Raw genomic sequence first — 26422 nt, 5'->3', positions numbered from 1 at the left:
CCTTCGCCGCTTTCGCGGCGAGGCTCACGCGGCGTGGGAGAGGGCTGTGGTCTAAATCACGGCACCCAGCCACCACTCAACTTCGTCGAGTTAACCTGACAACCCTATCTACAATGTCTCTGCCTGAGAAAATCTCCCGCGGCCCGTGTAACCCCTTTCGGTAGGGCCTCGCCTAATGCCGCTATTAGGATTGGAGTGTTGTCGCCGGGCCTCGGGCTGCGCGACCTTGTCGAGGGCGTTTGGCGACGCGCCCGGCGTCCCAAACCGCCGCCGCGCCGCCATTGCCCGAGTATCTGCGACGACCCTCCGGCTTCCTCCAACTATCCCCGAAGCTGGCACCTGCCTCCCGGTCAAAAGGCCGGGAGGCCTTCTCGGCCAGGGTTTTGGGCGTCGCGGGCGAGGGTCAAGACGCCTGCCTCAAGGTTTCAACCGCTCTACGAGGAAGCGCACCGTCGCTGCGTCGGCCTTCAGCCAGCTGTCGTAGCGCAGGAAGCCGTGGATCTCGTTGGGCAGGATCAACTCTTCGAATGGCGTGTGCTGCGCAGCCAGCCGCCGGGCGAGATCGACCGTCTGGTCAAAGCGCACGTTGCGGTCGTCGTCACCGTGGATTAGCAGCACCGGAGAGGTCCACCCCTTGATGGCGGCCTCCGGGGAGCTGTCGAACGCGGTCTTCAGCGCCGCGTCATAGTCGCTCTGTTCATACCGTTGCGGGCGGCTGGCCACGCCGGGGTTCAACGACCAGTCGTGCACACCGTGGAAGTCGACGCCTGCTTTGAAAATATCGCTGTTGCGGGCCAGGGCCTGCGCGGTCAGCCAGCCCCGTAGGACCCGCCCCAAATGCCCAGGCGGGTCGGATCCACCTGTGGCAGCTGCTGTAGGAGGCGGGCGGCGGCCAGCACGTCCTGATATTCAGCGTCGCCGGCCCGTCCCCCTTTTTCCGGGTGCTGGAAAGCGCGCCCATAGCCGATGCCCAGGCGGTAATTGACCGACAGGACCACGAACCCGCGCGAGGCCAGGTATTGGTTCACCGCGTAGGCGTTGGCGTAGTAGTCCATGTAGGACCAGCCGAGCAGCATCTGCCGGCTCGGGCCGCCATGCACGAAGACCACGGCCGGATGCTTGGCGCCGCCATTGGGCGGCAGGAAGAGCTGGCCGTGCAGCGGCTGGCCATCGGCGGCGGTGAAAGGCAGGGCCTTGGGCGCGGTGAGGATGCCGGTCGCGTAGGCAGGGCCCGCAATGTCGAGGGCTTTGGCCCCACGTCCGTCGGCCCCAGCCAGGTTGACCGCCATCACCGTGGTCGGCGTCGAGGCGATGTAGGCGATGCGGCCCTCAGTGAGCGCGGCCGGCGTCCATTCGAGCCCCGTGCCCGCCGTGAGCGGCGTCAGGCCGGGTCGGTCGACCGCCACCTTGAAGAGATGCCGCCGGTCGATGTCCTCATCCGCGGCGCCGGCATTGGCGCTGAACAGCAGGGCCCGGCGATCCGGCGTCATGGCGACGTGCTCGACCATGAAGGGCCCCGGCGTGAGCAGGGTGGCGGTTCCGCCGGACGCGGACAGGGAATAGAGGTGGGGCCAGCCATCCATCTCGGCCCGGAAGATGAGCCGATCGCCGGCGCCCCACAGCAGGAACAGTCCGTCGGGAACCTCAGGGTAGGAGCCGTTTAGGTCCGCGGGGCTCCGCCAGATCGCATGGGCCGCGCCGTCGGTGGGAGAGCCCACCCAGAGCTCGAAGGGGTTGGCGGTTTCGTGCAGGGGCGACGTCAGGGGTTCGGCCCGGCCTGGTTGCCGCGAGAAAGCCAGGCGCTGGCCGTCGGGCGACCAGGTGGGATTGGCGTCGAAGGCGGTGGCCGGCGACAGCCAGGTGAGGGGATGATCCGGCCCACTGTAAATGCCGATGAAGCTGTGGTCGCCGCGTCGCGAGACGAAGGCCAGGCGACCGCCGTCCGGGGACCAGGCCAACTGGGCCGCCCGGCCGCGGTCGTAGAACAGTCGTCGGGGCGGCGCCTTGGCGGTCAGGTCGGCGGTCCAGACCTGTCCGTCCTTGAGATAGGCCAGTTGTCCGGTCGCCGAGAGCATTGGCTCCTCGCCGTCAGGCGCGGCCCGCACCGGCGCGGCTCCGGCGATCGAGACCCAGATCTCCTTGTGCGACTGGTCGACCGCCGACGCCGGATTGGGCGGCGGAAGGCCGGCGCCCCAGCTGTTGCTCTCGCCGCCGCCGCGGGACCAGGCGACGATCTTGCCGTCGGGAGACAGGCTGAGTTCGCCCAGTTCCATGCCGTCGTCCGCCGTGCCGGAGGTCAGCCGGCGCGGCTGGAAGTCCGGCGTCTCGGCGGTCCAGATGTTCCGAACGCCCTGTCGGTTTTCGATCCAAGCCAGCCGCGTGCCCGATGGCGAGGCTTTAAGCCCGCTGATGAAGGGATAGGACAGATAGGTCTCGAGCTTGGCTGGGGGCACCGTGGCGGCCGAGGCGTTCAGGGCGACGGTCAGCGACAGGCCGGCGGCGCAGGCGACCAGGACTTGTCTCAACATCGGCATCTTCCTCCCATATCGCCGCCGGGCGTTCGGCCACTGGAACATTCGGTGATCTAGATCCCGCACCCAGCGGCTCCGGCCCTCAGGCGGGCCAGGACGGCGTCCAAGGCCGCCGAAAGGCCCGCGAAGGCGCCGTCGCGCGTGGTCTTGTCCAGGACCTGGGCGTTCAGGCCGCCCGGGGTCTGGTGGGCCTCTGCGAGGTCCGCAAAGGAGGTGTTGGGTTGGGCGGCCGAGGTCGCGGCCAGGCCGCCGATCATGCCGTCCACAAAGGCGCGGGCCCGGACCGTCGCCACGCCCTGCTCGGTCATCCAACCGACGATGGTTTCGGCGAAGGCGAATTGATTGGCCATGGTGGCGGTCGCGGTGGCGAATACGTCGAACTCTCTTTCGTCCTGCAGATCAATCGCCGTCCCGAGGGTGTTGAATAGCGCCCGCGTCGGGCCGTCCGGCGGGAAAATTGCGGTGGGGCCGCGATTGAGCGCGACGGCGGGCAGGGGGATTGCGCGGGTCGCCACATTCGCCGGCGCCACGGCCACACGCAGGTTCGGCAGGGTCAGGCCGGCCACGAGGCTCAGCACCCGGTGGTCCGGCCGGAAGGTCAGGTCGGCGATGGCCTCGGCGGCGACCTGGGGGCGAATGGCCAGGACCACAATCTGGGCCTGGTCCAGCACGGCCTGGTTGGAGGCGGCGACCCCGACATTGGGAAAGCGCGCCGCCAGATCCCGGGCGCGGTCCGCATTGCGCGGTGAGACCACAATCCTGCTGTCGGGATGGCGCGCGCAGAGGCCTTCGACCATGGCCGAGGCAATGGCGCCGCACCCAACGAACCCCATCGTCATGCCATGCCCTCCGTCCTGCGGCGCGGCGCTCAAGCCGTAGCGCGGTCCTGGTGTCCGAACGCATCCTTGTAGGCGAAGAGAGCGGGAGACCCGCCGGTGTGAACGAAGAGAACGTTCTCGTTCACCGTGAAGTGCTTGCGCCGGATGAGGCCGATCAGGCCGGCCATGGCCTTGCCCGTGTAGACCGGATCCAGCAACACGCCCTCCACACGGGCGAGCAGCCGCACCGCTTCAAACATCTCCGGCGTGGGGAGGGAGTAGCCTGGGCCCACCCAGTCATCGAGGGCCAGAACGGCCTCCCGGGGTGGGGCAGGCGCGTCCATGAGGGCGGCGGTGGCCACGGCCAGGGCGTGCACATTAGCCTCCTGCTCGACGCGGGGCCGGCGAACGTTGATCCCCGTGACGGGGGCGTCGAAGCAGGCGGCGGTGAAGCCGGCCAGGAGGCCGGCGTGTGTGCCCGCGCTGCCACTGGCGCAGACCACCTGGTCGAAGGCGACTCCCATCTCGAAGCCCTGCGCCAGGATCTCGTCGGCGCAGGCGACATAGCCCAGCGCGCCCAGTGGGTTTGAGCCGCCGCCGGGGATGATGTAGCCGCGGCGGCCGTCGGCGACGAGGTCCGCGGCGATAGCCTCCATGGCGGCGTTCAGGTCGGCGCCGGCGTCGACCACCGAGATGGCCTCGACACCCAGAAGGTTGAAGAGGAAGTTGTTGCCCGACGCATCGGGGGTGTAGCTGTTGGCGACCCTTTGTTCGATTACCAGCCGGCACTTGAGGCCCTCCGCGACCGCGGCAGCCAGGGTCAGCCGGCAATGGTTCGATTGGACCGCCCCGACGGTAATCAAGGTGTCGGCGCCCATGGCCAGGGCTTCGGCGACCAGAAATTCAAGCTTGCGCGTCTTGTTGCCGCCGCCGGTCAGTCCAGTGAGGTCGTCGCGCTTGAGATAGATCGTGGGTCCGCCCAGGAGGTCAGTAAGCCGGCTGAGTCGCACGAGCGGCGTGGGCGCGGGAGTGTAGCGCTGGCGCGGAAAGCGAGCGAGATTCATACAAGGTCCCGAGAAATACAGGACGGCCGCGGGCTCCAGGGAGGAGGGGGAACCCGCGGCCGCCACAGCTCCGGCGCGACGTCGAGGTCTGGGACCTCGAGGCCGTCGCCTTAGAAGCTGTAGGTGGCTTTCACGTAGTAGTAGCCGCCGTTGTAGCCCCACGGCGCGAAGATGTAGGGCACGTTATAGACGACGTCGCCGTCCGGGGGCTCGACGCCGCCGGCGGGATTAGGAACATTCGGAACGCGCGGCGGGAACGTATTGAAGAGATTGTTCGCGCCGATGTTGAACCTGAGGGCTTTTGTCAGTGAATAGGCGATGTCCAGGTCGAAAATCGCCGTAGTCCCAATGTATTCTTTTGTCGCGCCCGCGCCGGTTCCAGTACCGTCGAGGCTAACATACTGGAACGTCGGCCCATAAATCGTCGGACGGAAATTGACCGCCCACTTTCCTTCGGTCCACAGCGCGCCCAGGATCACCTTCTCTCGCGGTGTCTCGTCCAGGAGTCCGGTGACCGCCGGCAGGTTCAGCAGGAGCGTCTGGCCGAAGGTCGCATTCGTCACCGCGGCCGGCAACGGGTTCACCTTGTTCACTTTGTTCTCATTATAGTTGAACCCGAGCGACCAATCCACGCGGCCAAACCTGTCAAAGTCAGACGTGTAGTTGGCCGTGAGCTCAAAGCCGGTCGTCGTCGTGTCCGCTGCGTTGGTAAATGTTGAAATACCCGCAGAGGTCACGCCGGGTTGGAAAACGACCCCCTGAGTTGTCAGAGCGTCCAACACCGCCTGTGACACGACGCCATTGGTGCCAAATCCGCTGCGGTAACCCAATATCGAACCTGTCTCCAGGATGCGGTCGGTGATCTTGATCTGGTACAGGTCCGCGGTGATTTGCAGCCCCTCCATGGGATGGGCGACGACGCCGACGCTGTAGTTGGTCGACTTTTCCGGCTTGAGCGGCAGGAAGCCGGCGGCTTTCGCCGCGGCGCCGTCAGCCGGCAAGGAAGACGACTCCGAGGTCGGGGAGACATTGGTCCCGGAATAATATTCCTCTTCCAGCGTCGGCGCCCGGAAGCCGTTGCTGATCGTGCCGCGGACGGCGAACATCGGACCGAAGTCGTAGCGCGCCGTAAACTTGCCAACGGTTGCATCGCCGAAATCGCTGTAGTTCTCGTGCCGACCGGCCAAGTCTATGTGCAGGTTGGTGATCGGATCCACCGCTAGATCGATGTATTGCGAGAAATTCGTGCGAGCATGATGGCCCGCGTCGAGGGGCTGGAAGCCAGCGAAGCCGCTCGAACCGCCCAGATAGTAGGACGCGAACTCTCCCTGATCGATCTCGAACGTGTCGCGCCGATATTCGAGGCCGAGTGCGACGTTTAGCGGCGAAGCGAGACCGACCTTGAAGCCTCGGTCCACATCGAGCGTCGTATTCCACTCGCCGCCGATGAACGCGCCATCGTAGAAGTTGCGCTGCGGCATGATCGGCGTTGCGGAGAGCGACTGCAGTTGCTTGTAGAGGTTCGAATTGGCCGAGTTGATGGTGTGAACCTGGTCGTCATTGCGCCCGTAAGTCGTTGCTAGATCCCAGCTCCAATCGGCGGCCTTGCCTCTGAGACCCCCGGTGATCGACGCGTCGGTCTCGTCAAACGTCTCCTGCAGGATGAACCCGTCCGGCAGAGGGTAGTAGGGGGTTGTCGTCCCGGCAAGGACGCCGGAGATCGCATTGCCGGCCCGCACGTTGCCCTGGTGGCCCGAGATCTCGTAGCCGTAATTGCCGAAGGCGTAGGCCTCGACGCCGCCGCCCAGGTCATAAGCGGCGTTGAAGAAGCCGTTGTACAGGTTGTAGCGCGGGTCACTCTCGCCGCCCGGATTGATATTGGGATAGAGCTTATAGTTCTGAATGTTCGCTGCGATGATGGGAGCGATCCCGGCCTTAGTTGTCCCGTCGGTATTCTGATACCGGTCATCGTACGTACCCTGGTCTGAGAACCCGTGGTAGTGCTCCTCGAGGGTGACATTCACGAAGCCCCGATCGCCGAGCGAGAAGCCTTTGTTCACCGACCATTGGCCGTTCTGACCTTGGCCGGAGCCGAACTCCCCGACCGTTCCGGAGACCGACCCGGAGTCGTTATTTGTTTTCAATATGATGTTTACGACCCCGGCGATCGCGTCCGAGCCGTACTGTGCGGCTGCCCCGTCCGTCAGGACTTCCACGTGGTCGATGGCCCCCACGGGAATGAAGCTCAGGTCGACCGACGCGGAGCCTGTGCCAGAGTTGGCGCGGGTGATCGTCAGGTCAGCGGAGATGTGGCGGCGTTTGCCATTCACCAAGACGAGGGTGTCGTTTGGGCTGAGCCCGCGTAGCGCGGCCTGAACCTTCAGCGTCCCTGAATCCTGTTGGCCGGTAGAGACATTCAGCGACGGGACAAGCGTCGAAAGCGCAGTCGATAGGTCCGTATAGCCATTGCGCGCGATAGCCTGAGCCCCCACGACCTGAACCGGAGCTGGGCTGTCTTCAGCTCTCACGCCCGCGGTTGCGCGGCTGCCGGTGACAATGACCTCGGACACGTCGCTGCTGGCGGGCGCTTCGGCAGCCAGCACTGGGCCTGTGGCGCAGAGCAGGGCGGTCGCGCTCACGCTCAGAAATAGATGTTTCATGATGTTCCCCCACAGGTCTGAAGGGGCCACGCCATCACAAGACCTTCACAAGCGCAAGCATTTTGCAAAATGTATGATGCAGAATGCATAACACTGTCATGAAGGTGTGCTTCCGGCGCCTCAGCGCTCTCGCGCGCGGGAGCGTGCGCGCCGTCTCGCGCACTCTCCATTATAGATGTCGATTGCTTGAAATCTGCACAAGCTATTGAAAATTTGCGGGAAAATCCGTGATCGCGACGACATCTGGCCGCGCGATGGCCTCGGTCGCGCGCGCTCGGCACCACAACGTCGCTGAAAGAGGCGCCGCAGCCACGCGACTGGGCACCAAGCTCGCTCAAGGCGAAGTTAGCGTTTGCTAGCGGCAAAGAGATATCATATATTTTGCAAAATGAGCCAAGCAGTTCCGAAGACCTCCGCCAAGACCGGCGGCTTCCGTACGAAGCGGGAGCTTGCCATCGGCACCCTGCGCGATGCGATCCAGGAAGGCCGCTATGTACCTGGGCAACGCCTGAGCCAGGCCCAATTGATGAGCGACCTGGGCTTAGGATCCACGCCGGCGCGCGACGCGATTCTCGAGCTTCTGGCGCGGGGCGTGCTGGTTCAGGAAAGCCACCACAGCGTGCGCGTCGCGGAACTCAATCTGCCGCGTCTGCGCAATATCTATCGAGTCCGACTTCTCCTCGAGGTCGAGGCCGCCCAATTGGGCAGCGCCAAGCTGACCGAAGACGATCTGGTCGCCATGACGACGCAGGTTGAACGCATGGAAGCTGCGCGCCAGGCGAACGATCCCGCGGAGGCTGGCCGGGCGGACCTGCAGTTCCGCCGGATCCTCTACGGCGCTGCGGACAATGTGATCCTCTTCGACCTGATCGATCAGGTGTGGCTGAGCTTCCCGGGCAGCATTTTGCTCGCCATCCCCGGGCGGCTGGAGCGAAGCATCGCCGAGCACTACGAAATTCTGAAGGCCCTGACGCGCCGTGATCCCACAGCCGTCGGCTATTGCGTGCAGAAACACCTGCTCGCAGCTCTGGATGTACTTGAGACCTACGTCGAAGAGTACCTGGCGCGATCAGGGTCCGACGACTAGGCGGCCGCGGTCCGCCCGACAAGATCAGCCCCCGCCAGTGGCCGCTGTCCGCTTGCCCGGATCGGCGTGGCGGCGTGGCGAATCCACGCGACTACGAGAAGGGAAGACCCGATGGATATCGCGCTTCGGAATGCGGCTAAGGAATTCATGGTCCGCTACGGCGGCGACGCCTTCCCAAACCTCTTCGTGTCGGCCAAAGGGACGATCGTGCGCGACGACACCGGGCGCGAAATCCTGGATTTCACCTCGGGGCAAATGTGCGCCACCATCGGTCACAACCACCCCGCGATCGTCGAGGCGGTGAACCGGGCCGGTGAGAAGGCCTATCACATGTTCAGCGGCATGATCCCGGAGGTCGTGGCGGAACTGGCCCAAACGGTGGCGCGCGACTGGATGCCGGAGAGGCTTACCAAGTCCATCTTCGTGAATACCGGATCGGAGAGCAACGAAGTCGCCCTGCGCATGGCGAAGATGTTTACCGGCGGCTACGAGATCCTCTCGGTGGGCGGCTCCTGGCACGGGATCACCGGCGGCTCCGGCGCCATCTCCTTCGCCAGCGACCGGAAGGGCTATGGGGTGCCGACGCCCGGCGTATTCGTGATGCCCGAACCGAACGCCTACCGGCCTTACATCCAAGCCGACACCGAGGAAGCCTCAGCTCTGGCCTGCCTCGAACTCGGGTTGAAGATGTTCGACATGCAGTCGTCGGGCAAGGGCGCGGCGATCATCATCGAACCGATCATCAGCGCCGGCGGCGTCCTAGTGCCGCCCAAGGCCTATATGCAGGCGCTCCGCCGGGCGGCGGACGCGCGCGGCATGCTGCTGATCTTCGACGAGGCCCAAACGGCCTTTGGGCGGATCGGACACCGCACGGGGTCGGAGTTCTTCGGCGTGGTCCCCGACATCATGACGGTCTCCAAGACCTTGGGCGGTGGCCTGCCGATGGCCGGCACGATCACCACCTCCGCCATTGAGGAGAACATCCACAAGAAGGGTTTCACCTACTATACGAGCCACGTCTCCGACCCGCTGCTGGGCGAGGTCGGCCTAGCGGTGCTGCGCGTCCTTCAGGACGAGCAACTCGTCGCCCGCGCGGGGTCGATCGGTGGCTATCTTCGTGAACGCCTGCTGGAGCTGCAGCAGCGCTACGATGCGATCGGCGATGTGCGCGGCGAAGGCCTACTGCTTGGGGTGGAACTGGTCCAGGACCGCGAGTCCCGCATTCCCGACCACGACCTTGGCGCCCGAACCACCAAGAAGTGCTTCGAGAAGGGCCTGAGCATGAACATCCGCCGCCGTCCGGAACGGGGATCGGTCTGGCGCATCGCGCCGCCGTTGACGGTGACTCGCGACGAGATCGACCGCGCGACGGCGATCCTCGACGAATCCCTGCGCGAGAGCCTCGACGAGCGCGCGCGAAGCCGTGCGGCCTAGGGCCGCCTGTTCGCGACGTTTCTGCGCTCCCGCCCGAGCGGCTCTTATCCTCGGCCCCAACGTGGGACGCTTGCCCGAACGCGGGTGTCGCCGCGGCGCGCCCGCACCTCAACGGCGAACTTGAACCCTGGAGTCCTGACATGCTGAACCTGTCCGATCCGTCCCTCCTGCGGACCGATGGCTACGTCGATGGGGCTTGGATGGCGGGGCAGGCGGGCCGCCGGTTCACCGTCGCCGACCCTGCCACGGGAAAGACTTTGGCCAACATCGCCGATCTCGATGCGCAGGACACGGTGAGGGCCATCGAGGCCGCGGGCGCGGCCTTGCCGGCCTGGCGTGACAAGACCGGCAAGGAGCGCGCCGCGATCCTGCGTGAATGGTCCCGGCTCATTCTGGCCAACCAGGAAGACCTGGCTCAGCTGATGACCGCCGAGCAGGGCAAGCCGCTCGCCGAGGCCCGCGGCGAGGTGGCGTCCGGCGCCGGCTTCGCCGAATGGTTCGCCGAGGAGGCCAAGCGCACCTACGGCGACGTGATCCCGACGCCGGCGCAGGGCAAGCGCATCCTGGTGGTCAAGCAGCCGGTGGGCGTCGTCGGGGCCATCTCGCCCTGGAACTTTCCGCACGCCATGATCATGCGCAAATGCGCCCCGGCCCTGGCCGCCGGCTGCACCGTGGTGATCAAGCCCTCGGAGCACACGCCGCTGTCGGCCCTGGCCTTGGGCGATCTGGCCCATCGGGCGGGGATTCCGAAGGGCGTCTTCAACGTCGTCCCCTCGACCCTGGCCCAGGAGGTTGGACTAATGCTCACCCAGCACCCGCTGGTGCGGAAGTTCTCCTTCACTGGGTCGACCGCGGTTGGCCGGCGGCTGATGGCGCAGTGCGCCTCGACCGTGAAGCGGGTGTCGCTGGAGCTCGGTGGCAATGCGCCGTTCATCGTGTTCGATGACGCCGACCTCGACGCGGCCGCCGACGGCGCCCTCATTTCGAAGTACCGCAACATGGGTCAGACCTGCGTCTGCGCCAACCGCTTCCTGGTGCAGGCGAGCATCGCGGACGCCTTCGAAGCCAAGCTGATCGCGAAGGTGGAGGCCCTGAAGGTCGGGGGCGGGACAGAGGCGGGCGTGACCCAGGGCCCGCTGATCAACGGCGCCGCCGTCGAGAAGGTTGAGCGCCTCATCGCTGAAGCCGTCGCGGACGGCGCCGAGATCAAGATCGGCGGTCATCGGCATGCGCTGGGTGGCGGCTTCTTCGAGCCGACTCTTCTCACCGGCGTGACGCCGGCGATGTCAGTTTCCCGCGAGGAGATCTTTGGTCCGGTGGCCACCATCGTCCGTTTCGAGACCGAGGCCGACGCCCTTCGCATGGCCAATGACACAGAATACGGCCTAGCCGCCTACTTCTACGCCCGCGATCTCGGCCGGGTGCTGCGGGTCGCCGAAGCGCTCGAATATGGCATGGTGGCGGTCAACGACGGCCTGCTGGCCACGGAGGTCGCGCCCTTCGGCGGGATCAAGCAGTCCGGCCTGGGCCGCGAAGGTTCCAAGTACGGGATCGAGGACTATCTCGAGATCAAATACCTGGCGCTCGCCGGCCTGGCCTAGCCGCCCGACCGACCGCGACGGCGAGATATCGGCCGACCCTAGGGCGCGGCCGCCTCGTGCGGGGTGTTGGCACGTGCGCTTGGGATATGCCCCCCCGTCATATCGACCCGCAGCTTTCGTCGTTGGCCATGCAACGCGGAACGCGGGAGCTTCGCGGCGCTCGGATCGGGCTGCGGACACGGGAACTACCTTTTGACGCGTCGTGCGCGGGGCCGCCGTGGGGGCGTTTGTGGCGCCTTGGGGCGATGGGACCGCGAAGGCCCGAAGGCGTCGTCCCGTCATCGTATGTTCAATCTTACTCAGGCAGGGTCATGGGTCTCAATCATTCGACGCTCTTCCTCAACCGCGACGCGGTCGAGGCCGTTCGGCTGCCGATGTCGACCATCATCGAGCTGGTGGAACAGGGTCTGATCGAGAAGGCGATGGGACGGGTCCAGATGCCCCCGAAACACTGGATGGAACGCGACAATGAGCGTTGGTTCGGGGGCATGTCGAGCCTGGTGCCGAAGTTCGGCTACACCGCCATGAAGTGGCAGTCGGGATCCGACGAGAACGCGGCGCGGGGCTTGCCCTATCTGACCGGCCTGCTGTTCCTCAATTCCCTTGAGGACGGCCTGGTCGCCGCGGTGATGGACTCCACCTGGATTACGCAACAGCGCACGGCCGCAGCCTCCGCGGTCGCGGTGAAGCATCTGGCCAATCCCGACGCCCCAAGCTTTGGCGTGCTGGGGGCGGGGGTCCAGGCCCGAAGCCATCTTGAAGCGCTCACGCATGTCATGCCGCACCTGAAGGAAGTGCTGATCTACGACATCAACCCACAGGCCGCGGACGCCTTCGCTGAGGTGGTGCGCGCGGCGGGTTTCACGCCGGTCATCGTATCGTCGGCGCGCGCCATTTTCGACCAGACGTCGGTGCTGATCTCCTGCGGCCGTATCAAAGCCAACGTCGAGCGGCCGGTGGACGCCGACTGGATCAAACCCGGGCTGACCGCTGTCGCCATCGACTATGACTGTTACTGGAAGCCTGCGGGCCTACGCGCGATCGACTGTTTATTGACCGATGACCTCGGGCAGATAGAGCACATCAAGGCCTACAACTATTTTGTCGACAGTCCGCCGTTTCGCGGGGAACTCGGGGATGTCGCGGCGGGCATCGCGAAGGGCCGGGTCAGCGCCTCGGATTCGATCGCGGTCATGAACATGGGCGTAGCCGTCGAAGACGTGGGCGCCGCCAAGGCGATCTTCGAGGCGGCGAAAGCGCGAGGCCTCGGCCAACGTCTCGACCTTTAGGCGTGCGTCTTCGACAACCGCCAAGTCCGCCGAATCTCAGGGCGTCGCGAGGCGGGTGGTCTCGCCGGTGAGTCTGCGGGTCAATCCCGCGGCGGAGGTTCGGCGTCTTCTACCGATGGGCGATTGCATCGCCGTGATGGCTGAAGCGATGACGGCGCTATCAGGTGGTGAGATAGATCTGCCGCAGCGGGCGATCACCCAGCTGTTCGACGTGTCTGATGTGCTTATCCTGATGCCGGGGGCCGCCCGCGACCGCCCCGTCTATGGCGCGAAGGTCAACAGCCTTCATCCCGGCAACGCGGCGCGGGGCTCTCCTACCGTCCAAAGCGTGGTGCTCCTATTCGATCGGACCAGCGGGGCGCCGTTGGCCGTGATCGACGGCGCTGCGATCACGGCTCTCAGGACGGCCGCCGCTTCGGGTCTGGCGACCGAACACCTGGCTCGCTCGGACGCCCGGTCTCTCGGCGTCCTGGGCGCGGGCTGGCTCGCGGGGCGGCGGACTTGAGGTCGCCTTCTAAGACGCGTGCGGCGACGCGGGGACGGCGCCGGTCGCGCGGTCCGCCACGGGTTTCGGCGCCATCATCCACTCTCGGAAAGCCTTGACCGTCGAGTGGTTCGCCTTCTCGGGCGCATAGCAGAGGAAATAGGCGATGCCGTCGTCGAGTTCGATATCGGACATGCGGACCAGCTCACCAGTGCGGAGTGCATCCTGAACCAGCGAACGGCGGGCGACCGCGATCCCTTGGCCCTGCTCGGCAGCCTCAAGCATCATCACCGTTTCCGAGAACCGGATGTTCCGCTTCGGCCGGAACGGCGGCAGGCCCGCCGCCGCCGCCCAGGCGTCCCAGTAGTTCCGTTCCGTGAAGTGAAGGAAGGTGACGTCCTCGGTGTCCCCATCGATCTGGGAGGTTCCCAGCCGCTCCGCGAGCCTGGGCGAGATAACGGGAAACAGCGGATCGTCACCGAGCTTTTCGACGCGGGCGTCTGGCCAGTCGCCTCTGCCGACGCGGATGGCGATATCGGCTTCTCCTTTGGATAGGTCCGCCAGATGGCGATGACCATCCAGCGTCAGGTCGATCCACGGATAGGCCTCCGTGAAGCCTCCGATCAGCGGGCTGAGCACGCGGGTGCTGTAGGAGCGCGCCACGGCCACCAGCAGGGACTGGCGGGTGCGCGCATTGGTGACGAACATCAGGCCGTTCTGAATTTCGGCGAAGGCGCGCTGGGAGTGCGCCCAGAGGATGTCGCCGGCCTCGGTGAACTTCAGGCCGCGCGGCGTCCTCTGGAACAGCGGGACGCCAATAAACTGCTCCAGTGACTTGATCTGACGGCTGAGCGCGCCCTGGGTGAGGCCCAATTCCTGGGCGGCGCGAACGAGGTTGAGGTGGCGTGCAGCCGCCTCGAAAACGTAAAGCGACCGTAGGGACGGTATGCGGATGAGGACGTCGGAGCTTTCGCCAGTCATCGGGACCCCAGATCCATGGCCGCGCCGAAACTCTAGAACTAATGCGCATAGTTGTCGGGCTGACCCTGCGGCGGTCAAGGTCCGGTATGAGCTGGAGTTATATCGGAAAGCCAATGTTGAGGGTGGGTAACCCCCGGTTCCGCAGCTAGGTTTTCCAGGCAGGCGAGAGGACTCGCGAGCGGGCCGGAGCGTGCGCGCCAGGGAAGAGCGACGTTGCAGTATGACTACATCATCGTGGGCGGCGGCTCTGCCGGCTGCGTTCTGGCAAACCGGCTTTCCTCTCGCGCCAAGCGCGTTCTGCTGATCGAAGCGGGTCAGGACACCCCGCCGGACGACATCCCGGACGACATCCAGGACGGCAATCCGACGCGGGCCTATTTCAACCCGCGCTATCAGTGGCCGGGCTTGGACGCGAGCCTAGTGCGCGGCGGCGCCAAACCCGCACACTATGAACAGGCCCGCGTCATGGGCGGCGGCTCCAGCATCAACGCTCAGGTCGCCAACCGCGGCTCGCCTGCAGACTATGACGACTGGGCGGCCGGCGGCGCTGTGGGCTGGAGCTGGAGCGACGTCCTGCCCTATTTCCGCAAGCTGGAAAGCGATCGCGATTTCGCCGGTGACCTGCACGGCCAGGACGGGCCGCTGCCCATCACGCGGGTGCGCCAGAGTGAGTGGTCTGGCTTCATCCGGGCGTTGACCCAGGCCTACGATGCGGTGGGCCTGCCGTTCCGGGCGGATTTCAACGGCCCTTATGGCGATGGCTATTCGCCCGTGCCGCTGACCAACAGCGGCGGCCGCCGGGTCTCGACCGCCATCGCCTATCTGACCCGCGACGTCCGGGCGCGACCGAACCTGACGATCCTTTCCGACACCTACGTCCAGCGCATCCTGTTCACCGGCGCCACCGCCACCGGAGTGGTCGCGGTCAACAGTGCCGGCGAGCAGCGCTTCGAGGGCCGCGAGATTGTCCTCAGCGCCGGCGCCATCCATTCGCCGGCGATCTTGATGCGCTCGGGCGTCGGTCCGGCAGCGGCCCTGGCGAAGCTCGGGATCGAGGTCCAGGCCGATGTGGCCGGGGTGGGGCAGGGCCTGCAGGAGCATCCGTCGATCGCGGTGTCGGCCTATCTGCAGCCACAGAACCGCATGGCGCCGGACGTATCCGGGCACATCCAGGTGCACGCGCGCTACTCCTCCAACCATCCGGGATGTCCGCCCACCGACATGGCGGTCTCGGCGGTGGCGAAGTCCGCCTGGCATCCGCTGGGCATGCGGTTGGGATCGATCCAACTCTGGGTCAATCGGACCTATTCCAGCGGGTCGGTGACCCTGAACGCGCGCGATCCCGCCGCTGAGCCCACGGTCGCCTTCGACTGGCTCACCGACGAACGCGACATGGCGCGGCTGAAGGATGGCGTCCGCTTCCTGAGCCGCATCTTCGCCTTGGGCTCCATGCCCACGGTGGCCCTGGATCCCTTCCCGTCGGCGTGGAACGCGCGCGCCAAGTCGGTGAGCACCATTTCGCGGATCAACTACCTCATCACCGCGCTGCTCGCGGGGCTGATGGACAGTTCCGCCGCCGTGCGCCGCGCCCTGGTGCGCCATGTCATCACCCAGGGCGACAGCCTCGCGACCCTGGCGGCCGATGACGCGGCGCTCGAGCGCTACATCCGGCGCAATGTGGCCGGCAACTGGCATCCGACATCGTCCTGCCGAATGGGGGCGGCGACCGATCCGACCGCCGTCACCGACCCGCAAGGCCGCGTGCGCGGGGTTGATGGGCTGCGTGTGGTCGACGCCTCGGTCATGCCCTTCTGCCCGCGCGCCAACACCAACCTGCCGACGATCATGCTCGCGGAGAAGCTCGCCGATGCCATCCTGGCGTGAGGAACGACATGTCTGACGCGCGAGACCGTGGCGGCCACTACATCGCCGGCGACTGGCGCGACAGCGCGTCCGGCGCGTGTATCGCGGTCGAGGATCCGGCCACCGGGGAGGTGATCGCCGAGGTTGCCGAGGCTGGGGCGGCTGAGATCGACGCGGCGGTTAGCGCCGCCCACGGCGTGTTCCGCGCGCGTACCCTGATCGATATGCCGCCGTTCGAGCGCGGGTTGATGCTCCACCGCGTCGCCGATGATCTGGAGTCACGCCGCGAGGCCATCGCTCGCACGGTCTGTCTGGACACCGGCAAGGCGATCAGCGTGGCGCGAGAAGAGGTGGGCACCGCGGTCCGCTACCTGCGCTACTACGCCGGCCTGGCCGACAAGGTTGAAGGCCGTTCGATCCCGCGGGGCGGGGGCCTTGTGGATTTCACGATCCGCAGCCCGTTCGGGGTCTCAGGCCAGGTCGTGCCCTGGAACTTTCCATTGGAGCTGACCGCACGCTCGCTGGCCTGTGCGATCGCCACCGCCAACTGCGCCGTGATCAAGTCCCCGGAACTCGCCCCCTTGTCCGGAATCGAGGTCGCCAAGGCCTGTGAGGCCGCCGGCGTCCCGACGGGCGCGGTCAGCATCTTGACCGGCTATGGCGCGGTCGCGGGCAAGGCGCTGGTGACCCATCCCCTGGTGCGCCACATCGTCTTCACCGGGTCTCTGGCGACCGGCCGCGACGTCCTGAGATCGGCCGCCGAGCGGGTGGTGCCCTGCATCATGGAATTGGGCGGCAAGTCCGCGGCCATCGTCTACCCGGACGCGGACCTGGATCTAGTCGTCGAGGCCGTGAAGAGCGGCGCCTTCCTGAATGCCGGACAGAACTGCAACGCCATGACCCGCCTGCTGGTCCACGAAGCGGTGGCCGGCGAGGTGCTGGACCGGGTCGAAGCCATGGTCGCCGCCTTGAGGCTCGGACCCGGTATCGAGGACAACGACATCACCGCCCTGATCTCGCGCCAGCAGTTGAAGCGGGTCGACGACGCCTACCGGGGCGCGCTGGACGATGGTGCGCGCCTGGTGGTTGGCGGCGGCGCGCTGCTGGACCGGCCGGGCAACTTCATGCCCGCGACGCTGTTCGCCGATGTGCGGCCCGAGACGGCGCTTGGCCAACACGAGGTGTTCGGCCCGGTCCTGGCCGTGACCACATTCAAGACCGCGGAAGAGGCGGTCGCGATCGCCAATGGCACCGATCAGGGTCTGGCGTCTGGACTCTTCACCCGCGATCTCGACCTCGGGATGTGGACCGCCGAGCACCTCTGGTCGGGCCAGGTCTATCTCAACGGCTGGTTTGTCGGTGGGATCGAGACGCCGTTCGGCGGCGTCAATCAGTCCGGCTACGGGCGCGAGAAGGGCCAGGAGGCGCTCGAGGGCTACGTCCAGACCCGCAACATCGGGATCAAGGTTTCGGCGCGACCGAACCTGCCGCCCCGCACGATCTAGGACGGCTTGTGGCTCCCTGGGAGCTGGTCGCCACGCACGGCGCATGAAGGAGTTGGTGGGTGAAGATTACATCGGTCGAGGCGATCATAACGCGTCCGCCCATCCGCCACGCCGGCAAGCTCGGCGTCGGCGACCTCGTCCATGTGGACGCAGTGATCATCAAGATCGAGACGGACGCCGGGATTTCCGGGGTTGGGGAGTGCTCGCCGTGGGCGGTGTTCGCGGAGAACGCCTTCGCCATCAAGGCGACCATCGACCACTATCTTGCGCCGGTCCTGATCGGCTGTTCGCCCTTCGACGTGGAAGCCATCCTCCTGAAGATGGACGCGGCGCACTATGGGTCGTCGTTCGCCAAGACCGGGCTCGAGATGGCCGTACTGGACATCGCAGGCAAGGCGCTGGGCTGCCCGGTCCACGATCTCCTGGGCGGGCTGGTTCGGGACCGCATCAACCTCAGCTACTCAATCACCAATCAGGTACTGCAGGCCGATCTCGACGAAAGCCGTTGGCTGCTCGACCAGGGCTTCAAGGTTCTCAAGATCAAGACCGGGGTGCTCGGCGAACGCGACGAGATCGATCGGGTTGAAGCCCTGCGGAAACTGGTTGGCGACGCCTTCGACCTTCGGATCGACTTCAATCAGGGCGCTCGCCGGGAACAGGCGACGCGCCTGTGCCGCCGGCTGGAGGACTTCCACCCCACCTTCATCGAACAGCCCTTCAAGGGCTTCGACCTGGACGCCATGGCGGCCCTTTGCGCCGCCCTGGACACCCCGGTCATGGCCGACGAGAGCGTGCTGAGCTGGGACCAGGGGTTCCAGGTGGCCAAGCGGGGCGCGGCGGACATCGTCAGCATCAAGATCGCCAAGATGGGCGGGCTACTGCGCTCCAAGAAGGTCGCCGGGCTGTTCGAAGCGGCGGGGATGCCCTGCTACGCGGGCGCCATGTGGGAGTCGGGTATCGGCATAGCCGCGAGCCTGCACTTCGCCTGCTCTTCGCCGGCCATCAAATACGGCAGCGACTACTACACCGCCAGCCATCTGCTCACCGATGACCTGATCGTCTCGCCCCTGCGGATCGAGGATGGCGACATCCTGGTCCCGGAGGGGCCAGGCCTCGGCGTCGAGCCCGATTGGGATGCGATCGAACGGTATCGCGTCAGGGATTAGCGCGTCGCCCCCAAGGCCACCGGAGAGGCGGAACGGTCGCCATTCAGCCATCGAGACATAGGAGACAGGACATGGGTGCAGAGGTTTTCCAGGGCGTCATGCCCGCGCTGATGACGCCGTGCGGCGAGGACGGATCGCCGGATTTCGACGCGCTGGTGCGCAAGGGCCGCGCGTTGGTCGACGCAGGCATGTCGGGTCTGATCTACTGCGGATCGATGGGCGATTGGCCACTGCTCACCTATGGCGAGCGGATGATGGGCGTGGAGCGTCTCGTCGAAGCCGGCTTGCCGGTGATTGTCGGCACCGGCGCGCAGAGCACCAAGCAAGCGGTGGAACTCGCAGCGCACGCCAAGGCGGTGGGCGCCAAGGGCTTGATGATGATTCCGCGCCTGCTGTCGCGGGTGTCGGCGCAGCCCGCGCAGTTTGGACACTTCGACGCCGTCCTTGAGGCGGCGGAGGATCTTCCGAGCGTCATCTACAACAGCCCGTACTACGGCTTCGAGACGCGCGCGGACCTCTTCTTCCAACTGCGGGTCCGCCATAGCCACCTGGTGGGCTTCAAGGAATTCGGCGGGGCCGCGGCGCTCAGCTATGCCGCCGAGCATATCACCGGCCAGTCGGCGGACCTCTCGCTGATGGTGGGTGTCGACACCATGGTCTTTCATGGCTTCGTCAATTGCGGGGCGCAGGGCGCGATCACCGGCATCGGCAATGTCCTGCCGAATGAAGTCCTGGAATTCGTGGCCCTGTGCGAGCGGGCGGCGGCGGGTGACGCTACCGCCCGCAGCGCGGCCGTGGAATATGAAGCCGCGCTCATGGCGTTGAGCCGGTTCGACGAGGGCGCCGACCTGGTCCTCTACTACAAGTTCCTCCTCGAGCTGCGTGGCGAGGCCGAATACCGGCGGCACTTCAACGCCACCGACCTGCTGAGCCCCAGCCAGAAGCACTATGCCCGATCGCAGCTCGATCTTTTCGATGCCTGGCGGCGGACCTGGAAAGGCCCGGCTGCGACGTCCCGCGCCGCCGCCCTGGAGCCGGCGACCTAGGCGCCGAGTGGGGCGATCGACGCGCGTGGACCGCCTGCGGCTTCAGCCGGAAACACCATCGCCGCGGCGAACGCCGACGGCCTAGTCTGATTGGAAGGTGACGCGACATGATCCTGGTGACGAACAATGAGGGCACCCACGGCGTGCCCACGACCGCGCGGCTATTGGCCGAGGGGGTTCCGGCGCTCGACGCCATCGAGGCCGGTATTCGCCTCATCGAAGACAACGAGACCGTCTACACGGTCGGGCGAGGCGGCTGGCCGAACCTGCTGGGCGAGGTGGAACTCGACGCCTCGATGATGGACGGTGACACCCTGCGCACGGCGGCGATCGCCTCCCTTAAGGGCTATCTCCATCCCTTCACGGTGGCTCGGAAGATGATGGAACTCCTGCCGCACGAAATCCTGGTCGATGAGGGCGCGCGCCTGTTCGCTAAGGAGGTCGGCGCTGAGGCCGGCGAGACGCTCCTGCCGCACGCAAAAGCCGCCTGGGACAATTGGTACGCCAAGGAAGTCAGTGATGAAGACAAGCGCAACTGGCCGAACGTCCCGTTGGCGCCCCTCTGCCGGCATGCGATCGATCCGGAGATCGGCAAGGACACCACCGTGTTCCTGGTGCAGGACAAAAACGGCAGCATCTGTGTGGGCACCAGCACCTCCGGCTGGGGCTGGAAATATCCCGGACGCCTGGGCGATTGCCCGATCATTGGCGCCGGGTCCTATGCGGATTCCCGCTACGGGGCGGCGGCTTGCACCGGGGCGGGCGAGATGAGCATCCGCACCGGCGCAGCGCGCTCGGTCGTCCTCTATATGAAGATGGGCATGACCGTGGAGGAAGCCGTCCACGAGGCGGCCAGCGACATGGAAGCGCTCAAGGGCGGGCTGATCAGCCGGATCACGATCCACGCCATCGACACGAAGGGCAACCACGAGGTCGTGGCCGTGAACGGCATCGAAAACAGTTACTGGCTCTGGACAGACAGCTTGCCCGAACCGGTCGTGCGCCCCGCTGAAATCCGGCCGCTGGCCAGCGCCGCCAACCCGCGCGAGACCGCGGCGTTCAAGTTCGGGAAGCAGCTCTAGGCATGAGAGGCAAGACCGCCCAAGCCCGGGAACGCCTGGCCTCGCTGGGCGACCGAACGCTGCACGTCCTCGTGCGGCTCTGGGCGGCGCTAGGGTTCCTCTTTGTCCTGGCGCCACTGGCTCTAGTGGTATGGCTGAGCCTCTTTGAGAACGAGATCCCCTACGTCCCGCCCCGGGGATATACTCTGCGGTGGTTCCAGAGCGCCTTCGAGAACCCGGAATTTTCCGACGGTTTCCTGCTGAGCTTGCAGGTCGCCCTCGTCGCCACGGCGATCGGCCTTGCGGTGTCGATTCCGGCCACTCTGGCGCTGCGCCGAAGCACGTCAGCCTGGGGACAGGCCGCCGTCCAGCTTTTGACCGCCCCATTGATCGTGCCGACGATCGTTGTGGGGGCGGGGATCTACGTAAGCCTCATCGTGGTGGAACTCGTGACGAGCTGGTCAGTCGCGGGGTCCTTTTGGACGCTTTGCCTGGCCCATGTCCTGCTGACGATCCCGTGGGCGGTGCGCCTGCTGCTGGCCAATCTCGAAGGGGTCGACCCATCGATCGAGGAAGCCGCGGCCTCGCTGGGCGCGACACCGGCCGGCGCGGTCGGGCTCGTCACGCTGCCGCTGATCCGCAGCGGCGTCGTGGCGGCGGCGCTGTTCAGCTTCGTCGCCAGCTTCGGCAATATTGAACTGTCGCTGTTCCTTGTCGCGCCGGGCCGCACGACCTTGCCGATCGCGATCCTTCAGTACCTGCAGTTCAAGGTCGATCCGACAGTCGCGGCGGTTTCGGTGGTGCAGATCGCGATCATCACCGCCGCGCTGCTGGTGTGCGACCGCTTCGTCAAGCTGACCAAGGTGGTCTGACGTGGCGCGACTGGAGCTTACCTCGCTGACGAAGCGCTACGGCGATTTCGTCGCGGTTGATGACTTCTCCATCGCGGTGAATGAGGGGGAGTTCATCGTCTTTGTGGGACCATCGGGCTGCGGTAAGACGACGATCCTGCGAATGATCGCCGGCTTCGTCCCGCCCACGCAGGGCGCGATCCGGATCGATGGCGCCGACGTGACGGCCGTGCCGCCACACCGGCGTAATCTCGGCGTGGTCTTTCAGAACTATGCGGTCTTCCCGCATCTGGACGTTTTCGAGAACGTCGCCTTCGGGCTTCGCCGCCGGAAGCTGCCCAAGGCCGAGGTCGAGGCTCGGACCCGACGCGCCTTGGCGCTTGTCCAGCTAGACGCACTGGCGAGCCGGCTGCCGAACCAGCTGTCGGGCGGCCAGAAGCAAAGGGTCGCCATCGCACGGGCGCTCGCCATCGAGCCGTCCGTGCTGCTTCTGGACGAGCCGCTGTCGAACCTCGACGCGAAGCTCAGGCTCGACGTGCGCCGGGAGATCCACGCCCTGCAGCGGCAGCTCGGCATCACCACGATCATGGTCACTCACGACCAGGACGAGGCGCTCAGCCTCGCGGACCGCGTGGTGGTGATGAGCCAGGGGCGGGTGCAGCAGATCGGCGCGCCCCAGGCGGTGTACCGCGACCCCGCCAATATCTTCGTCGCAGGCTTCATCGGCCGCGCCAGCTTCCTGCATGGCCGGACCGCAGGGACAGGCGCGGAAGTCGCCTTCACGACGGCGGCGGGCCTGCAGCTGTCCTGCCGATGCGCGTCGGAGGGCGCCGACACCTTGGTGATCCGCCCGGAGTCGGTGGCGCTGCACGGCGCCCCGCCGCGCGGCCGCAGCGGGGTCCTGTCCGCCGAAGTGGAACATCTGACCTATCTCGGTCCGGTCTGCGAAGTGAGCCTGCGCTTGTCCGGCGGAGACCTGATCACGGCCGCCGTGCACGCGGACCTGGCGGTCCGGCTCTCGCTGGCGCCCCGCTCCAGAGTGTTCGCCGAGATCGCCCGTGACGCCGCCTATGCGATCGTCCGATGATGGGCGCCGAGGAGCGCGCGCCTTGACGGCTGGAGCGCCCAGCCGGCGCGGGTTCGGCGCGATGCTTGCCGCAGCCCTGGCGGCCGGCGTCGGGGAAAGCGGCTGCAATGCCGACGACAGCCGCCGGTTTGTGCTCTCGAGCTACGGCGGCGACACGAAGAAATATCTCGAGGCCTATGCCATCGAGCCCCTGCTGAAGCCGAAGGGGATCCGCACGGCTTTTGAGTCGTCCTTCGACGGACCTCGGAAGCTGAAGCTTCTGGCGGAACGGCGACTGGCGCACGGAACCTACGATGTCGTCCACGATCAGGCCTCGGTGCTCTACGAGATGTCGAAACGTCACCTGCTGGCCGAGCTGGACCTCGCGCGGCTGGGGTTCTACCGCGACATCATCCCGGCGCTGAGGACGACCTACGCCGTCCCGATGACCTGCACGCCGCGGGTCATCCTCTACAATCCCGCAAAGGTGGCCCGGCGGCCACGGTCTTACGCGGACCTGTGGAACCCGGCCTTCGGCAACAAGATCGGGGTCATCGACCCGCAGTATGCTGCGGTGATCGCGATGGCGGCCCTGGTGGGCGGCGGAAGCCTGAGCGACTACGAGCCGGGCAAGGCGAAACTCCTCGAACTGAAGCGCGCCGGCGTCCGCATCTATCCGGAATGGTCGAACCTCGGCCAAGCGCTGCAGACGGGAGAATGCTGGGTCGGCGTCGGGACCCTGTCGCGCGGCCTTATGTGGCGAAACGCCGGGGTTCCGATCGAGATTGCCTATCCTGAGGAAGGCTCGGTTCTGGACTGGTGGGGGTTCGGGATTCCGAAGAACGCCCGCAATCCGGGCGCGGCTTATGAATTCCTCAACGCTGCGCTCAGCGATGGCGCGCAGGCCGGCTACTCGTCCCACATGTGGTCGGCGCCGCCCACGACCAGCGGACTGGCGGCCATCGCCGAGCCGATCCGCCGTCAGCTGCAACTTCCGTCGTCCGCGAAGATCTTGCCGCTGGACGAGGACTATCTCTACCGAAACGACGCCAGCCTGAAGACCTGGTGGGACCGGGCCTTCAAGGCCTAGCGAGGGAGGGGGCGAGCGCAACATGGCCGTGAACAACCGCAGCCCGCTCACCGCAGCGGGCCTCCTGGGGCCGGCGCTGGCCGTGACCGTGATCTTCCTGGTGATCCCCCTGATCCTGCTGACCGGGCTCAGCCTGTATAAGGGGACGCCGCTCGACAATGACTTCGAGGGGATCACCCTTGGTCACTACGCCGCCGTTCTCACCGACGGGTTCTACATGGGCACCCTGTGGAACACCGTGAAGATCGCGGCCGGCACCACCGCGCTTGCCCTGGTCTTCGCCTTCCCCACGGCTCAGTTCCTGGCGCGCAGCCGGTCGCGTTTCAAGAGCCTGTTCTGGCTGGCGATCATCCTGCCGCTGTTCGTCGGCAATGCCGTGCGCGCTCTGGGTTGGATGTTGGCCTTCAGCAAGGGTGGCGTGGTCGACAGCCTGGCCTCTCAGGTGGGCGTGCATAGTGCGGACCATCTGATGTATTCCACCGCCGCCGTGCTGGTCGGCGGCACGGCGGTGAACCTGCCCTATGTCATCCTGACCCTGCAGAGCGTTATCGAGCAGATCGATCCGTCGATCGAAGAAGCTTCGCGCAGTCTCGGCGCCGCGCCCTTCCGGACCTGGTGGCTGGTGACCCTCCCATTGATGGCGCCGGGGCTCCTGGCGGCGTCTACGCTGTCGTTCATCCTCGCCATGAACGCGTATGCGACGCCGGTGCTGCTGGGCGGCCCGCGCTTTCGCATGATGGCGCCGGCGATCGCCGACGAAATCATCGTCGAGAACAACTGGCCGGTCGGCGCCGTTTTGGCGGTCGTCCTGATAGTGGTCACCCTCGCGCTGACCGCGCTGCTGAACGGCGTGGTTCAGCGCCGCGTCCGGCGGCTCGCGGCCGCCTGATACCTTACAGAACCCACTCCGGCGGGTATGCCGCGGTCGCATATCCAGCGGCCGTTTTCGTCACTGGCGGGGCCCTCCGCGTGCCCGCAGGATCGCCGCTTCGGCAGGTGTCCGGAACTCCGGCCGCCGCGCGGCGCGGGATTGTCGAGATGGCCCATTCGCATCGCAGTCCCGCCCTGGCGCGCCGCCAGCTGCTCTTGGGTGCGGCCGCGCTCGCGGGCGCCGCCACCTCCGCGCGCTCCGCCGCCAGCGGCGCGCACGAACCTGTCGTCGAAACCATGGCCGGCAAGGTGCGCGGCGTGATTGACGCCGGCGTGGCTGTGTTCAGGGGGCTGCGATACGGCGCCCCGACGCACCGCTTCGAGCGGCCGGAGCCGGGCGCGCCCTGGTCCGGGGTTCGCGACGCGCACGAGTTCGGCCGGTCTGCGCCGCAGCATCGCACCGCCGATGGAGGCATCTGGGCGTCCTGGACCTTTCCCTGGCCGACCAGCGAAGACTGCTTATTCCTGAATGTCTGGACACGCAGTCCGGACCGCCGCGAAAAGCGGCCGGTCATGGTCTGGCTGCACGGGGGCGGCTTCGCTCACGGCTCCGGCTCAGACGGTCTCTACGATGGGGCGCGGCTGGCGGCGCGGGGCGATGTTGTCGTGGTGACCGTGAACCATCGGCTCAACGCGTTCGGCTACACCTATTTCGGCGACGCTGGCGGCGCGCGCTATGCAGACGCCGGCAACGTCGGCAACCTGGACATCGTCCTCGCGCTCAAATGGGTGCGGGAGAACATCGCCGCCTTCGGCGGCGACCCCAACCGGGTCACCCTGTTCGGCGAGAGCGGCGGCGGCTTCAAGATTTCCGTGTTGATGGCCATGTCCGCGGCGCAAGGCCTGTTCCGGCGGGCGATCGTGCAGAGCGGGTCGACGCTGATGGTCCGGACTCCCGACGAGGCCTTGGCGACCACGCGCAAACTCATGGCGGCGCTCGATTTGCGGCCAGACCAGGTCGAGGCGTTGGCTGCGGCGCCGACCGACCGGGTGCTGGCGGCCACCTATCGTGCCGGCGCCAACGGCGGTCCCGTGGTGGATGGCCGGTCGCTGGCCCGACAGCCCTGGACGCCCGGCGCGCCCGAGTTGTCCAAGGACGTGCCGCTGCTGGTCGGCACCATGAAGGATGAGACGCGCGGCTTGGTCGGACAGAGCGACCCATCGCTCTTTGCCCTCACCTGGGACGCCCTGCCGGCGCGCCTGCAGCCGAGCCTCACCCCAAGGGGTCTGCAGGCCGAGGCGGTGGTCGCCGCCTACCGACAGGCGCATCCGCAGTTTACGCCGACGGACGTGTTTTTCTCGGCCACGACGGAGGTCGGCATGCGCCGCAACGCCATCATCCAGGCCGAGCGCAAGGCGGCGCAGGGCGGGGCGCCGGTCTTCATGTACCAGGAGGCCTGGGGGACGCCCGCCGAGGGTGGGAAATTTCGGGCCATGCACTCGCTGGATGTCCCGTTGGTGTTCGACAATGTCGGCCGCGCGGCTTCGCTCGTCGGGGACGGGGCGCCGGAAGCCCAGAAGGTCGCGGATGCCATGAGCGACGCCTGGCTGCGCTTCGCCAAGACCGGCGATCCGGGATGGCGGGCCTACACGCCGTCCTCGCGGACGACCATGGTCTTTGACGTCGCCTCGCGGAGCGTCGATGACCCCGGGCGTGAGGAACGCCTGATCTTCGCCCAGGCCTGAGACCCCCTGCGCCGCGGCGCCGGATATGTTCCAGCTTCATACCGCGCAGCCGGTTTCGTCGGTGGTGCGCCCTTGCGGGACGACCGACAGTCACCCTTCAGGACGAAGGTCTTGGGGCGAACGCCGCGTTGGAGAGCGCTGCGACCGCGCACCTGAGGTGCGGTGGCGAGGCGTTCGGTGACAGGGGGCGCGTCGCGGTCCCGGTGGCG

The 26422-nt window shown here is 66.5% G+C and carries 19 protein-coding genes and 1 pseudogene; 15 read left to right on the top strand and 5 right to left on the bottom strand.

Translation table 11 applies throughout. The features are described from left to right. Positions 1-417 precede the first annotated feature (417 nt). The 4 genes and pseudogenes from E8A49_RS23115 to E8A49_RS03140 all read right to left on the bottom strand — a co-directional run bounded on the left by E8A49_RS23115 (position 418) and on the right by E8A49_RS03140 (position 7073). Positions 418-2075: pseudogene (locus E8A49_RS23115) on the bottom strand (alpha/beta fold hydrolase). Positions 2076-2584: 509 nt separating this feature from the next. Next, positions 2585-3370 (bottom strand): pyrroline-5-carboxylate reductase, encoded by a 786-nt coding sequence (locus E8A49_RS03150; RefSeq protein ID WP_293376249.1) that lies wholly within the window; start codon positions 3368-3370, stop codon positions 2585-2587. Between the two features lie 29 nt (positions 3371-3399). Then, positions 3400-4413 carry a D-cysteine desulfhydrase gene (locus E8A49_RS03145; protein WP_293376247.1) on the bottom strand — a complete coding sequence of 338 codons (1014 nt, stop codon included), beginning with the start codon at positions 4411-4413 and terminating at the stop codon, positions 3400-3402. 110 nt (positions 4414-4523) lie between these two features. Beyond that, entirely contained in the window at positions 4524-7073 is a 2550-nt protein-coding gene (locus E8A49_RS03140; RefSeq protein WP_293376245.1) for a TonB-dependent receptor, read from the bottom strand. Positions 7074-7461: 388 nt separating this feature from the next. On the opposite strand from E8A49_RS03140, the gene E8A49_RS03135 reads away from it, so the two are divergent. The 5 genes from E8A49_RS03135 to E8A49_RS03115 all read left to right on the top strand — a co-directional run bounded on the left by E8A49_RS03135 (position 7462) and on the right by E8A49_RS03115 (position 12989). After that, complete coding sequence (locus E8A49_RS03135; RefSeq protein ID WP_293376243.1) at positions 7462-8160, top strand: GntR family transcriptional regulator; 699 nt, start codon at positions 7462-7464, stop codon at positions 8158-8160. A gap of 111 nt (positions 8161-8271) precedes the next feature. Further along, positions 8272-9594: an aspartate aminotransferase family protein gene (locus E8A49_RS03130; protein ID WP_293376241.1), complete on the top strand. Its 1323-nt coding sequence runs from the start codon at positions 8272-8274 to the stop codon at positions 9592-9594. Positions 9595-9734: 140 nt separating this feature from the next. Next, a complete protein-coding gene (locus E8A49_RS03125; RefSeq protein ID WP_293376239.1) occupies positions 9735-11195 on the top strand; it encodes an NAD-dependent succinate-semialdehyde dehydrogenase in 1461 nt (486 codons plus the stop codon). Between the two features lie 311 nt (positions 11196-11506). Next, positions 11507-12484, top strand: coding sequence for an ornithine cyclodeaminase family protein (locus tag E8A49_RS03120; RefSeq protein ID WP_293376237.1), 978 nt, complete (start codon positions 11507-11509; stop codon positions 12482-12484). A 55-nt stretch (positions 12485-12539) separates the two neighbouring features. After that, positions 12540-12989, top strand: a complete 450-nt coding sequence (locus E8A49_RS03115) for a hypothetical protein (protein WP_366928776.1) — start codon at positions 12540-12542, stop codon at positions 12987-12989. Between the two features lie 9 nt (positions 12990-12998). Here the strand turns inward: E8A49_RS03115 and E8A49_RS03110 are convergent, their stop codons facing one another. Then, entirely contained in the window at positions 12999-13949 is a 951-nt protein-coding gene (locus E8A49_RS03110) for a LysR substrate-binding domain-containing protein (protein WP_293376271.1), read from the bottom strand. Positions 13950-14162: 213 nt separating this feature from the next. On the opposite strand from E8A49_RS03110, the gene E8A49_RS03105 reads away from it, so the two are divergent. The 10 genes from E8A49_RS03105 (at position 14163) to E8A49_RS03060 (ending at position 26213) form a co-directional block, all read left to right on the top strand. Further along, positions 14163-15833: a GMC family oxidoreductase N-terminal domain-containing protein gene (locus E8A49_RS03105; protein WP_293376235.1), complete on the top strand. Its 1671-nt coding sequence runs from the start codon at positions 14163-14165 to the stop codon at positions 15831-15833. Positions 15834-15841: 8 nt separating this feature from the next. Then, positions 15842-17317 carry an aldehyde dehydrogenase family protein gene (locus E8A49_RS03100; protein ID WP_293376233.1) on the top strand — a complete coding sequence of 492 codons (1476 nt, stop codon included), beginning with the start codon at positions 15842-15844 and terminating at the stop codon, positions 17315-17317. Positions 17318-17376: 59 nt separating this feature from the next. Next, positions 17377-18483, top strand: coding sequence for an enolase C-terminal domain-like protein (locus tag E8A49_RS03095; protein WP_293376231.1), 1107 nt, complete (start codon positions 17377-17379; stop codon positions 18481-18483). Between the two features lie 98 nt (positions 18484-18581). Next, on the top strand, positions 18582-19529 hold the full coding sequence (locus E8A49_RS03090) for a dihydrodipicolinate synthase family protein (RefSeq protein ID WP_293376229.1): 948 nt from the start codon (positions 18582-18584) through the stop codon (positions 19527-19529). A gap of 107 nt (positions 19530-19636) precedes the next feature. Then, positions 19637-20611, top strand: a complete 975-nt coding sequence (locus E8A49_RS03085; protein ID WP_293376227.1) for a N(4)-(beta-N-acetylglucosaminyl)-L-asparaginase — start codon at positions 19637-19639, stop codon at positions 20609-20611. A 2-nt stretch (positions 20612-20613) separates the two neighbouring features. Beyond that, positions 20614-21462 carry an ABC transporter permease gene (locus E8A49_RS03080; RefSeq protein ID WP_293376225.1) on the top strand — a complete coding sequence of 283 codons (849 nt, stop codon included), beginning with the start codon at positions 20614-20616 and terminating at the stop codon, positions 21460-21462. Position 21463: 1 nt separating this feature from the next. Beyond that, the gene (locus E8A49_RS03075) at positions 21464-22528 is read left to right on the top strand and encodes an ABC transporter ATP-binding protein (RefSeq protein WP_293376223.1); all 1065 of its coding nucleotides are present in this window, start codon (positions 21464-21466) and stop codon (positions 22526-22528) included. A gap of 22 nt (positions 22529-22550) precedes the next feature. After that, a complete protein-coding gene (locus E8A49_RS03070; RefSeq protein WP_293376221.1) occupies positions 22551-23597 on the top strand; it encodes an extracellular solute-binding protein in 1047 nt (348 codons plus the stop codon). Between the two features lie 22 nt (positions 23598-23619). After that, positions 23620-24486, top strand: coding sequence for an ABC transporter permease (locus E8A49_RS03065; RefSeq protein ID WP_293376219.1), 867 nt, complete (start codon positions 23620-23622; stop codon positions 24484-24486). A 149-nt stretch (positions 24487-24635) separates the two neighbouring features. Beyond that, entirely contained in the window at positions 24636-26213 is a 1578-nt protein-coding gene (locus E8A49_RS03060; protein WP_293376217.1) for a carboxylesterase/lipase family protein, read from the top strand. Positions 26214-26422: the final 209 nt, after the last annotated feature.

It is taken from the genome of Phenylobacterium sp., from assembly GCF_004799515.1.
Classification (GTDB): Bacteria; Pseudomonadota; Alphaproteobacteria; order Caulobacterales; family Caulobacteraceae; genus Phenylobacterium.
The sequence above is the reverse complement of the archived record's forward strand: the minus strand, read 5'-3'. Positions and strand labels throughout refer to the sequence as shown.

Excerpts from the sequence above, each read along its gene's own strand:
- E8A49_RS03150 (WP_293376249.1), bottom strand. The coding sequence starts at position 3,370 with ATGACGATGGGGTTCGTTGGGTGCGGCGCCATTGCCTCGGCCATGGTC.
- E8A49_RS03145 (WP_293376247.1), bottom strand. The coding sequence starts at position 4,413 with ATGAATCTCGCTCGCTTTCCGCGCCAGCGCTACACTCCCGCGCCCACG.
- E8A49_RS03140 (WP_293376245.1), bottom strand. The coding sequence starts at position 7,073 with ATGAAACATCTATTTCTGAGCGTGAGCGCGACCGCCCTGCTCTGCGCC.
- E8A49_RS03135 (WP_293376243.1), top strand. The coding sequence starts at position 7,462 with ATGAGCCAAGCAGTTCCGAAGACCTCCGCCAAGACCGGCGGCTTCCGT.
- E8A49_RS03130 (WP_293376241.1), top strand. The coding sequence starts at position 8,272 with ATGGATATCGCGCTTCGGAATGCGGCTAAGGAATTCATGGTCCGCTAC.
- E8A49_RS03125 (WP_293376239.1), top strand. The coding sequence starts at position 9,735 with ATGCTGAACCTGTCCGATCCGTCCCTCCTGCGGACCGATGGCTACGTC.
- E8A49_RS03120 (WP_293376237.1), top strand. The coding sequence starts at position 11,507 with ATGGGTCTCAATCATTCGACGCTCTTCCTCAACCGCGACGCGGTCGAG.
- E8A49_RS03110 (WP_293376271.1), bottom strand. The coding sequence starts at position 13,949 with ATGACTGGCGAAAGCTCCGACGTCCTCATCCGCATACCGTCCCTACGG.
- E8A49_RS03100 (WP_293376233.1), top strand. The coding sequence starts at position 15,842 with ATGTCTGACGCGCGAGACCGTGGCGGCCACTACATCGCCGGCGACTGG.
- E8A49_RS03090 (WP_293376229.1), top strand. The coding sequence starts at position 18,582 with ATGCCCGCGCTGATGACGCCGTGCGGCGAGGACGGATCGCCGGATTTC.
- E8A49_RS03085 (WP_293376227.1), top strand. The coding sequence starts at position 19,637 with ATGATCCTGGTGACGAACAATGAGGGCACCCACGGCGTGCCCACGACC.
- E8A49_RS03080 (WP_293376225.1), top strand. The coding sequence starts at position 20,614 with ATGAGAGGCAAGACCGCCCAAGCCCGGGAACGCCTGGCCTCGCTGGGC.
- E8A49_RS03065 (WP_293376219.1), top strand. The coding sequence starts at position 23,620 with ATGGCCGTGAACAACCGCAGCCCGCTCACCGCAGCGGGCCTCCTGGGG.
- E8A49_RS03060 (WP_293376217.1), top strand. The coding sequence starts at position 24,636 with ATGGCCCATTCGCATCGCAGTCCCGCCCTGGCGCGCCGCCAGCTGCTC.